At 70.0% G+C, this 9220-nt stretch carries 11 protein-coding genes; 4 read left to right on the top strand and 7 right to left on the bottom strand.

The features are described 5' to 3' along the window. The 3 genes from phnL to RMO97_RS13930 all read left to right on the top strand — a co-directional run. Positions 1-673, top strand: a 673-nt coding sequence (phnL, locus tag RMO97_RS13940; RefSeq protein ID WP_310541652.1) for a phosphonate C-P lyase system protein PhnL, incomplete at its 5' end; no start/stop codon positions are given. Between the two features lie 2 nt (positions 674-675). After that, the gene (locus RMO97_RS13935; protein ID WP_310541651.1) at positions 676-1815 is read left to right on the top strand and encodes an alpha-D-ribose 1-methylphosphonate 5-triphosphate diphosphatase; all 1140 of its coding nucleotides are present in this window, start codon (positions 676-678) and stop codon (positions 1813-1815) included. Next, positions 1812-2501: a DUF1045 domain-containing protein gene (locus RMO97_RS13930; RefSeq protein WP_310541650.1), complete on the top strand. Its 690-nt coding sequence runs from the start codon at positions 1812-1814 to the stop codon at positions 2499-2501. Before RMO97_RS13935 ends, RMO97_RS13930 begins: the two co-directional genes overlap by 4 nt. Here RMO97_RS13930 and phnN read toward each other — a convergent pair. From phnN to phnC, 3 genes are read right to left on the bottom strand one after another with little or no spacing between them, the layout of a single operon-like run. Continuing rightward, entirely contained in the window at positions 2491-3024 is a 534-nt protein-coding gene (phnN, locus tag RMO97_RS13925; RefSeq protein ID WP_310541649.1) for a phosphonate metabolism protein/1,5-bisphosphokinase (PRPP-forming) PhnN, read from the bottom strand. The genes RMO97_RS13930 and phnN overlap by 11 nt on opposite strands. A gap of 7 nt (positions 3025-3031) precedes the next feature. Beyond that, entirely contained in the window at positions 3032-3721 is a 690-nt protein-coding gene (locus tag RMO97_RS13920; protein ID WP_310541648.1) for a DapH/DapD/GlmU-related protein, read from the bottom strand. Next, on the bottom strand, positions 3721-4494 hold the full coding sequence (gene phnC / locus RMO97_RS13915; protein ID WP_310541647.1) for a phosphonate ABC transporter ATP-binding protein: 774 nt from the start codon (positions 4492-4494) through the stop codon (positions 3721-3723). Before phnC ends, RMO97_RS13920 begins: the two co-directional genes overlap by 1 nt. Before the next feature lie 156 nt (positions 4495-4650). Between phnC and RMO97_RS13910 the strand changes: the two genes are divergently transcribed. Beyond that, positions 4651-5514 (top strand): PfkB family carbohydrate kinase, encoded by an 864-nt coding sequence (locus RMO97_RS13910; RefSeq protein ID WP_310541646.1) that lies wholly within the window; start codon positions 4651-4653, stop codon positions 5512-5514. On the opposite strand, the gene phnE (RMO97_RS13905) is transcribed toward RMO97_RS13910, so the two are convergent. From phnE (RMO97_RS13905) to phnD, 4 genes are read right to left on the bottom strand one after another with little or no spacing between them, the layout of a single operon-like run. After that, positions 5495-6316, bottom strand: coding sequence for a phosphonate ABC transporter, permease protein PhnE (phnE, locus tag RMO97_RS13905; protein ID WP_310541645.1), 822 nt, complete (start codon positions 6314-6316; stop codon positions 5495-5497). The two genes, RMO97_RS13910 and phnE (RMO97_RS13905), sit on opposite strands and share 20 nt — an antisense overlap. Continuing rightward, complete coding sequence (gene phnE, locus RMO97_RS13900; protein WP_310541644.1) at positions 6313-7191, bottom strand: phosphonate ABC transporter, permease protein PhnE; 879 nt, start codon at positions 7189-7191, stop codon at positions 6313-6315. The genes phnE (RMO97_RS13905) and phnE (RMO97_RS13900) overlap by 4 nt, the downstream gene beginning before the upstream one ends. After that, positions 7188-8036 carry a PhnD/SsuA/transferrin family substrate-binding protein gene (locus RMO97_RS13895; RefSeq protein ID WP_310541643.1) on the bottom strand — a complete coding sequence of 283 codons (849 nt, stop codon included), beginning with the start codon at positions 8034-8036 and terminating at the stop codon, positions 7188-7190. Before RMO97_RS13895 ends, phnE (RMO97_RS13900) begins: the two co-directional genes overlap by 4 nt. Then, positions 8033-8995 (bottom strand): phosphate/phosphite/phosphonate ABC transporter substrate-binding protein, encoded by a 963-nt coding sequence (phnD, locus tag RMO97_RS13890; protein ID WP_310541642.1) that lies wholly within the window; start codon positions 8993-8995, stop codon positions 8033-8035. The genes RMO97_RS13895 and phnD overlap by 4 nt, the downstream gene beginning before the upstream one ends. Positions 8996-9220: the final 225 nt, after the last annotated feature.

Here is a 9220-nt window from a genome sequence, read left to right as displayed (position 1 = left end):
CCTGGCCAAGACCTTCGTCCTCCACAACGCCGACTCCGCCGCCATCCCGGTCTTCGAGCGCCTGAGCCTGGAGGTGTCTCCCGGCGAATGCGTGGTGCTGGCCGGCGAGTCCGGCGTCGGCAAGTCCACCCTGATGCGCTCGATCTACGGCAACTATCTGCCGACGCAGGGCTCGGTGCGCGTCCTCCACGACGGCGCCTATGTGGACATCACCCAGGCCCTGCCGCACCAGGTTCTGGACGTGCGGCGCCGCACGCTCGGCTATGTCAGCCAGTTCCTGCGGGTGATCCCGCGCATCTCCACCCTGCAGCTGGTCATGGAGCCGCTGCTGGAGAACGGGGTCTCCACCGAGGAAGCCCAGGAGCGCGCCGAGACCCTGCTCTCGGCCCTGCGTCTCCCCCGCGCCCACTGGGAGCTGCCGCCCGCCACCTTCTCGGGCGGTGAGCAGCAGCGGGTGAACATCGCCCGCAGCTTTATCCGCAACTATCCGGTCATGCTGCTGGACGAACCCACCGCCTCCCTGGACGCCGAGAACCGCGCCATCGTGGTGACCCTGATCCAGCAGGCCCTGGCCCGGGGTGCGGCGATGATCGGCATCTTCCACGACCACGACGTCCGCGACGCCGTCGCCACCCGTCTGTTCGGGGTGTCTGAGTTCAAGGCGGCCGCCTGATCATGGAACAGAGGATCTTCTCGCAGAACATCGTCACGCCCCAGGGCCTGGTGCGTGGCGAGGTGGTGGTGCGGGGCCAGTCGATCCTCGCCGTCGAAGCTTGCGAAAGCCCGTCAGCCGACGCCCACGATTGGGGCGGCGACTGGCTCATTCCCGGTCTCGTGGATATCCACACCGACAACCTGGAAAAGCACTACCAGCCCCGTCCCGGCGCCCTGTGGGACGCCTATGGCGCGGCTCTGGCCCACGACGGCCAGTGCGCCTCGGCCGGGATAACCACCGTGCTGGACTCTCTCAGCCTGCACGGCCGCAAAGAAGGGCTCGACCGCAAGGAGGCCCTCGGCCCGATGATCGCCGGGATGGACGCGGCCCAGGCTGACGGCGCCCTGCGCGCCGAGCACCTGCTGCACCTGCGCTGCGAGGTGACCAATCCCGAGCTGCTGGCCCTGCTGGAGCCCCACGCCGACAATCCCCGCCTGAAGCTGCTGTCAGTGATGGACCACACCCCCGGCCAACGGCAGACCTCAAACGTCGCCGCCCTCGAAACCCGCATGGTGGCCGCCGGCCGCAGCGAGGCGGAGATCGACGAGATGCTGGCCACGCGCCATGCCGGCCGGGACCCCTCGGTGGCCCAGTCCAACCGGCGCAGCGTGGTGGCCTTCGCCCGCGAGTACGGGGTGCCGATCTGCGCCCACGACGACGCCACCCTGGAGCATGTGCAGGAGGCGCACGACGACGGCTGCGTCATCGCCGAGTTCCCCGTCACCCTTGAGGCCGCGCTGAAGTCCAAGGCCCTTGGCATGGCCATCTGCATGGGCGGGCCGAACTTCGTGCGCGGCGGCTCGCATTCTGGCAATCTGTCGGCCCGCGAGTGCGCCGAGCACGACGTTCTCGACATCCTGGCCTCGGATTACGTGCCCCTCTCCATGCTCCGCTCCGCCTTCATGCTGATCGACGACATGGGCTGGACGCCGCAGAAGGCCTTGGCGGCCGTCGCGGCCAACCCGGCCCGCAGCCTGGGCCTGAACGACCGCGGCGAGATCGCGCCGGGTCAGCGCGCCGACATCGTCCGGGTCACGCGACGCTCTGCCGGATGGCCGGTCCCCACCGAGGTTTGGCTGCGAGGCCTCCGGACTGCATGACCGCGCGCTACGCAATCTACTACGCCCCGCGGCCGGGCACGCGGCTGTGGGACAAGGCGTCGGCCTGGCTGGGCGCTGACGCCTATACCGGCGCTGCGCCGGCCCGCCGCCCCCTGCCCGGCCTCGAGGCTCTGGACCTGGACGCCCTGACGCAGGATCCTCGCGGCTACGGCTTCCACGCCACGCTCAAGGCACCCTTCGAACTGGCGCCGGGGCGCGGCGAAGCCGAGCTGTTGGCGGCGGTCAGCTATCGGGCCACAGGCCTGGCTCCCTTCGAGGTCCCGATCGCGCCTGCCGCCCTGGGCCGGTTCCTGGCCTTCCAGCTCCAGCAGGCCTCACCGGAGATGCAGGCCCTGCACGCCCTCTGTGTCCGCGACTTCGACACCTTCCGCGCACGGCTGTCGGACGCCGACCTGGCGCGCCGCCGCAAGGCTCCGCTGACGCCGGAACAGGACGCCCGCCTGGTGGAGTGGGGCTATCCCTATGTCTTCGAGGACTTCCGCTTCCACATGACGCTCACCGGCTCCATCCGCGACGACGCCGTCCGCACCCGCGTGCTGGCCGTGCTGCGCGATCACTTCCTGGAAGAGACCGGGCCGCACCTGTTCGACGGCTTGGCGGTCTTCAAGCAGGACGACCGCGAGGCGCGGTTCCGCATCCTGGAGCGGTTCAGCTTCAGCGCCTGAGGGCGGCCAGGAAGCGGGCCACGCCCTCCTGTGGCGTGCCGTCATTCTGAACCACCACCACATCGTCGCCCACGACCGGTATGGCCTCGGCGCGGGCCAGGCGCTGGGCGATGTCGGCGGCGCTCTCACGGCCCCGCTGCGACAGCCGCCGGGCCAGGATCTCCGGATCGGCTGTCACCACCAGCACCCTCAGGGCGCCGAAGCGGGCTCGGGCCGCGTCCAGCACGGCGCGGGAGACATTGACCACCACGGTGCGGTCCAGGGCCAGGTCGTCGGCGATGTCGGCCGGAATTCCATAGGCCAGTCCGTGAGCCCGCCAGGTCAGGGCGTAGCCGCCGGCGGCCTCGCGAACGGCGAACTGGGCCTCGTCGATGGGGTCATGGTCCTCGCCGCCGGCCTCGGCCGGGCGGGTGATGTCGCGGCGGGGAAAGACGAACGACGGATCGCCGCCGAGCGCCGCCCGGGCGCCGTCCAGCAGAGTGTCCTTGCCGGCCCCGGAAGGCCCGACCACGAGCACGAGCATGCCGGCCTCAGGCGTACTTTTCGACGAAGGCGTCGGCGTCGAGGTCGCGGAAGTCGTCAATGGCGTCGGCGAGGCGCTCATGGCTCCAGTCCCACCAGGAAACCGCCAGCAGACCATCCTGGACCGCCTTGGGGAAGCGCTCACGGATCGGCTTGGAGGGAACTCCGCCGACGATGGTGAAGGGCGGCACGTCCTTGGAAACCACGGCCCCGGCTCCCACCACCGAGCCGGTGCCAATGCTGACGCCGGGCAGGACGGTGGCGCCGTGGCCGATCCAGACGTCGTGACCCAGGGTCACGGTGTGCGACCGCCGCCATTCGAAGAAGTCGTGATCGTCCTCGGGGCCCAGCTCGTACGAGCGGCTGCGGTAGGTGAAGTGGTGGAGCGCGGCCTTCCAGGTCGGGTGGTTGCCGGGATTGAGCCGGGCGTCCCGGGCGATCGAGCAGAACTTGCCGATCTCCGCATAGTTGGCCGAGGCGTCGTTGACGATGTAGCTATAGGCGCCCATCGAGACTTCGGAAAAGCTGGTGCGGGCCCCAACGCGGGTCCAGGGCCCCAGGATGGAGTCGTGCACCTGGGCGTCCTTGTGCACCGTCGGCGCCGCGCTATCGCGGGGCTCGGCGGGCTCCTCGTGAACATAGCGGTCGAAATAGAGGTAGCCGTCCTCGAGCGGCCGATCGGCCAGACGCAGACTCATCAGGCGGCCGCCACGACGCTGAAGGGTTCCGGGGCGCTGGCGCGCCCGCCATAGACGCGGTCCAGCACGGCGGGGGTGAGCGCGCTCGGCGGACCGTCGAACACCACGGCGCCCTTGGCCATGGCGATCACCCGGGTGCAGTAGCGGCGCGCGATGTCCAGGCTGTGCAGGTTGACGATCACCGGCACGTTCCGCTCGCGGCAGATCTTCTGCAGAGCCTCCATCACCACCTCGGCGTTGACGGGATCGAGGGACGCCACCGGCTCGTCGGCCAGGACCAGGTCGGGGTCCTGCAGCATGGCGCGCGCGATGGCGACCCGCTGCTGCTGTCCGCCCGACAGGGTGCCGGCCCGCTGCAGGGCCGCGCCGGCCATGTCCAGGGCGTCTAGCTCCAGGATGGCGCGAGCCCGGTCGGCGGCGGGGAAGAACTTGATCAGTGAACTGAACAGGGGGCGTTCGCCCACAACGCCCACCAGGACATTGGTGATGACGTCCAGGCGGGGACTGAGGTTGAATTGCTGGAAGATCATGGCGCAGCGGCGGCGCCACTTGCGCAGGGGCGCACCCTTCAAGTGACTGACGTCATGGCCGTCCCAGGTGATCTTGCCCTCGCTCGGGTCGCTCAAACGATTGAGCAGGCGCAGCAGGGTCGACTTGCCCGCTCCCGACCGGCCGATGATCCCCACCAGCTCACCGCGCTTGCAGGAGAACGATACGCTGTTCACCGCCAGGGTATCGCCGAAGCGCTTGCTGACGCCATGCAGTTCGAGCATCGGACCTCCAAGTACAGACCTATGAGCAGACGCTAGCGGCGCGCCGTGACCCGCACGTGACGGCTGGGCGATGGGGCGCTGGACCAAGGGCCGATTTGTCGGCGTCGCCTCCGCGTCACCGGTTCACGTTAGGGTGTCAGGATCGCGGAGGGTCTGATGGCCGATTTCCTGGTGATCGGCGCCCTGGCGCTGGACCGGCCGGTGCGGCTGAGCGGGCCCCTGGAGTCCGGCGGCCGTCTGCTGGGCAAGAGCCTGGACGGCGCCCTGGCCGGACGGCTGGGGGGCGGCGGGGCGAACGCCGGGGTCGCCCTGGCGCGCGCAGGTCACCAGGTCGCGGTCGCCGGGGCCCTGGCGGCCGACGCCGATGGCGACGCCTGCTTGGCCCTGGTCCGGGCCGCGGGTCTGGATATCCGCCTCGTCATTCGCAGGGACGGCGCCAGCCGCACCACCCTGATCTTGATCGAACCCGGGGGGGAGCGTCTGGTCCTGGGCCTGGATATCGAGCCGGTCAAGCCGCCGGCCCTGCCCCCGCCCGAGCCGGACGCGGCGTTCGATGGCCTCTACGTCCGAGCGCCCTACCCTGGCGCCGACGCCTGGGCGGCGGCCTGCAAGGGGCCGGTGGTGGCCCACTGGCCGGCGGGTGGGTTCACAGGCCCCTGCGATGTCCTGGTGGCCTCGATGGACGACTGTGATGCGGCGACCCTTGCCGATCCCTTCGGCGCCGGGCGGGCCCAGGTGGGCGAGCGGCTGAGTTGGATGGTGCTCACCCGGGGCGGTCACGGCGTCACGGCCCATGACGGCCGGCGCATCCTGCGGGCCACGCCCCGGCCGGCCACGGTGGTGGACGCAACCGGCGCCGGGGACTGCTTCGCCGCCGGTCTGCTGGAGGCGCTGACGGCCGGCGCGGACATGCAGGCCGCGCTCGCCCACGCCTGCGCCTGGGGGACCGTGGCCGTCGGCCTCGACGCCTCGGCCCCGCTGAGCGGCGTGTTTCCGGCCTTTAGGCCAGCCGCTTCCTGAGCTGCTGGGAGACGGTGTCCAGGGCCGCGACACAGATCATGTAGAGGCCGATGATGAAGAACACCTGGTCGAAGGCGAAGATGCGGATGCGCTCCTCCAGCTCGAACCCGATCCCGCCGGCCCCGACGATGCCCAGCACCGCGGCGTTGCGGAAGTTGCTCTCCAGGAAGAACAGCACCTGGCTGGCCATGATCGGCGTCACCTGCGGGGCGAGGCCGTAGCGCAGCACCATCAGGGGCGAGGCCCCTGCGGCGCGAACGCCGTCCAGCGGCCTCTCGTCGCCATTCTCGATCGCCTCGGAGAACAGCTTGGCCAGGCTCGGCACATCGGCGAGCGCCAGGGCGATCACCCCGCCGAAGGGACCCAGTCCAAAGGCCGAGACCAGGATCAGGGCCCAGACCAGGGCCGGGACGCCCCGGAACCAGTCCAGCACCCGGCGAAAGGCGAAGTGCAGCACAGGCTGGCCCACCACTGTCTTCGCCCCCAGGATTCCCAGGGGCAGGGCCGCCACCGCGGCCAGCACCGTGCCCGCGAAGGCCATGGCGAAGGTCTCGGCCAGGGCCTTGAGAATGCGGGGCAGATCGCCGCCGTCGCTGGGGGGGAAGGCGCCGGCGGCAAGCTGGCCGAACTTGTCCATTCCGGCCAGCATGGCCTCGGGGGCCAGCTTCAGGTCGACGCACATGGCCACGAACGCAGCGACGGCCAACACGACCAGTCCCATGCGTCGCAGACGCGCGGTCCCGCCGGCGCCCATGGCTTCGGGCGCGAGCAGCAGGGCGCGGGCGTGGTTCTCGCGGGTCATCGCGCTTCCCCCAGGCCGATCAGGCGGTGGCGAATGGCTTCGGACGCCATGTCGATCAGGAAGATCATGCCGACGATCAGCAGCAGGATCGCCAGGTAGGTGTCGAACTCGGTGTAGGTGATGGCGCGCTGCAGCTCGATGCCGATGCCGCCGGCGCCCACGATGCCCAGGGCCGCCGCCCCGGCCAGATTCCCCTCCAGCCGGATCAGGGCGTAGGAGGCGTAGTTGGGCAGGACCTGGGGGATAACCCCGTAGCGGATCTTGCGGATAAGGCCGGTGCCCGACGCCTCCATGGCTTCGAGCTGTCGCGCGTCGACCTCCTCGTTGATCTCGGCGAACAGCTTGCCCAGCCCCCCCATGGTCGAGATGGCCAGGGTGATGACCCCGGCCAGCGGGCCGACCCCGAAGGCGGCGACGAGCAGCAGCGCCAGGACCAGGTCAGGCAAGGTCCGAATCGCCTCCAAGGTCCGCCGAACGGTGAAGCGCACCGCGGCGATGGGCATCAGGTTGCGCGCGCAGAGGAAGGAGGCCAGCAGGCCGCCGATCGCGCCGAGAACCGTGGCCACGATGGCCATCTCCACCGTCTGCCAGCCCAGCTTCAGCCAGACCGGCAGGTCATAGAACCACCAGGCCAGGGAGCCGGTCGTCCGGCGATCTTCCAACAGGGCGTCGCCCTTCAGGTCCGGGACCATCCGGGTAAGGAAGTCCCCGATCCGGCCCAGGGGATCGCCCCCGATGTCGGACGAGAAGAACTGACTGCGCTGGAACGAGAGCAGCAGGACGGCCGAGAAGATCAGCAGGCCGACCAGGGTTTCCAGGCGCTGGCGGCGAAGGGTTCGCCGCCGCAGCGCCTCGAACACTGCCACGGCGGTCATCGCGCAGCCACCAGGGCCAGGGCTTCGGCGGGCTCGAACTCGGCGGCCTTGGGCGCCCAGGACGAGGCCCAGCTGAAGGCGGTCCTGTTCTCCAGGTGCATCGGCATATGGATGCCGATCAGTCGATACCGGGCCTCGTTGGCGATGTCCTTACGCACGACGATCGCCTGAGCGGCCTGGGGACGCGCCTTCAGCAGAACCTTGAGGTCGCTGCAAAGCGGCTTGGCCTTGGGATCGTCTGGCATGCAGAGCCGCTGCCAGGCCGCCGCGTGCAGGACGATGGCGTCAGCCTCCCCGGATCGCAGCTTGCCCAACGCATCGGCCGCGTCGGCCGCCACCAGCTCGGCCTTGAAGACATCAGCGCCAAGTCCTCGGTCGGCGAGGACCTTGCTGGGCAGGGCTCGAGCGGCCGGCGTCGATCCGCCGAAGGCCAGAGTCTTGCCCCGCAGATCCTCCAGCCGTTTGGCCGGGCCAGCGGCCGGCGCCGCCACCACCACAGGAATGCGGTTCAGGCCGCCCTCGGGGCGGATGGTGAGGATGGCGCGGGTCGCGCCCGCCACCGGCGCGAAGCTCGCCGGATCCAGCACCGCCATGTCGAGGCTCCCGGCCGCCAGCGCCGCGGCCGCGGCCGCCGGATCGGCCACCGGACACTTCAACACCTTCACGTCGAGACGCTTGGCGAGATGATCGAAATAGGCCTTCTCGCCAGGAGCCGCCGTGGCGTCGAGGGACGCGCAGGGGCCAGGCTTGGCGGACACGGCGGCGATGCGCAGGCTGGCGTCGGGTGTCTGGGCCGCCGCCGCAATGAGGACGATGGCGGAGACCGCCAGCAGGATCTTCCTCATGGCCGCCCCCCCTGCCCGCGTCGCTGCGCGATATCGGCGGCGCGCAGGGCGATGATGTCCTTGTAGTGGTCACGGGTGACCGAGGTATAGGCCGAGCCGTCCAGTTGCCCGACGTCCAGCCAGAGGTCCGGCTCGTCATAGGGCAGCGCGCCCATGGCGCCGCGAACGATGTCGATCATCGGCTGCGGCCGGTCGGTGCGCACCACGAAGGCCTCGCTGGGAATGGGCCCGGCGGTCCAGATGATGCGGAAGTCCTTGAGATCCACCAGCTTGCGGCGGGCCATGGTGTGCAGAGCGCCGCGGCTGAAGCCATTGACCGGGTCGCCGCCGCTGGCCTGCAGGATCGCCCCGTCGAACTGACCGTTGGCCAGGGCCATCACGGCCTGGGTATGGCCGCCGGCGAAGGAGGTCTTGCCGAAATAGGTGTCCGGGTCGATGCCCTCCTCGCGCAGCCTGGCGCGGGGCACGAGGTAGCCGGAGGTGGAGTTGAAATCCACATAGCCCAGGGACCGGCCCTTCATGTCCGCGAGGGAGCGGATCGGACTGTCGGCGCGAACGACGATGGTCGAGTAGTAGCCAGTGCCGCCCTCCGCCTGGCGAGTCGTCAGGATCGGGGCTGCGAGCGGACCAATCTGGGCGTCCACGTTGGCGTAGCCGCCGCCGGCCATTTGAGCCAGATCGACCTGGCCGGAGGAGACGGCCTGAATCACGCCGTTGTAGTCGGAGCTCTCGTACAGCTTCACCGGCAGGCCGATCGCCTCGCTCAGCCGCTCACGATAGGCGCTGCGCCGCTTGACGAGCCTGGGGTCGTCATTGCTTCCGCTGACGGCCATGCGGATTTCCTTGATCCCGCTGCGCCAGTCGCCGGTGTCGGCCACTGGCGTCTTCTCACCACACCCCGCCAGGATGACGCCGAGGCCAAGGGCCACCGCGGCGGAAAACCATGCTGTTCGAGCCATTGCGCACTCCCGGCTCCGGCGGCCCGGAGCGACGGTCGCAGCGTTGCCTCCAAGCCGTGTCGTGGCGGTGACGACCATGTGACAGTCTTCGGTCGCCGTTGAGATTTGTCAGGGTGAGGACATTGAGGACCTGGTCCGACGCGGCTTTCCGTCTCGCTCCCGCGCGCGCGGCGATACGTACCGCACCATCCCTTCACCCCTCGGCGCGCCCACGGAGCCGCTGGA

Source organism: Phenylobacterium sp. (assembly GCF_031425575.1).
Taxonomy (GTDB): domain Bacteria; phylum Pseudomonadota; class Alphaproteobacteria; order Caulobacterales; family Caulobacteraceae; genus Phenylobacterium.
This window is presented reverse-complemented; position numbering and strand designations above follow the sequence as displayed.

Coding starts and splice junctions, on each gene's coding strand:
- phnN (WP_310541649.1), bottom strand. CDS start 3,024: ATGCTCGTGCTCGTGGTCGGGCCTTCCGGGGCCGGCAAGGACACTCTG.
- RMO97_RS13930 (WP_310541650.1), top strand. CDS start 1,812: ATGACCGCGCGCTACGCAATCTACTACGCCCCGCGGCCGGGCACGCGG.
- phnE (WP_310541644.1), bottom strand. CDS start 7,191: ATGACCGCCGTGGCAGTGTTCGAGGCGCTGCGGCGGCGAACCCTTCGC.
- phnC (WP_310541647.1), bottom strand. CDS start 4,494: ATGCTCGAACTGCATGGCGTCAGCAAGCGCTTCGGCGATACCCTGGCG.
- RMO97_RS13935 (WP_310541651.1), top strand. CDS start 676: ATGGAACAGAGGATCTTCTCGCAGAACATCGTCACGCCCCAGGGCCTG.
- RMO97_RS13895 (WP_310541643.1), bottom strand. CDS start 8,036: ATGAGGAAGATCCTGCTGGCGGTCTCCGCCATCGTCCTCATTGCGGCG.
- RMO97_RS13910 (WP_310541646.1), top strand. CDS start 4,651: ATGGCCGATTTCCTGGTGATCGGCGCCCTGGCGCTGGACCGGCCGGTG.
- phnD (WP_310541642.1), bottom strand. CDS start 8,995: ATGGCTCGAACAGCATGGTTTTCCGCCGCGGTGGCCCTTGGCCTCGGC.
- RMO97_RS13920 (WP_310541648.1), bottom strand. CDS start 3,721: ATGAGTCTGCGTCTGGCCGATCGGCCGCTCGAGGACGGCTACCTCTAT.
- phnE (WP_310541645.1), bottom strand. CDS start 6,316: ATGACCCGCGAGAACCACGCCCGCGCCCTGCTGCTCGCGCCCGAAGCC.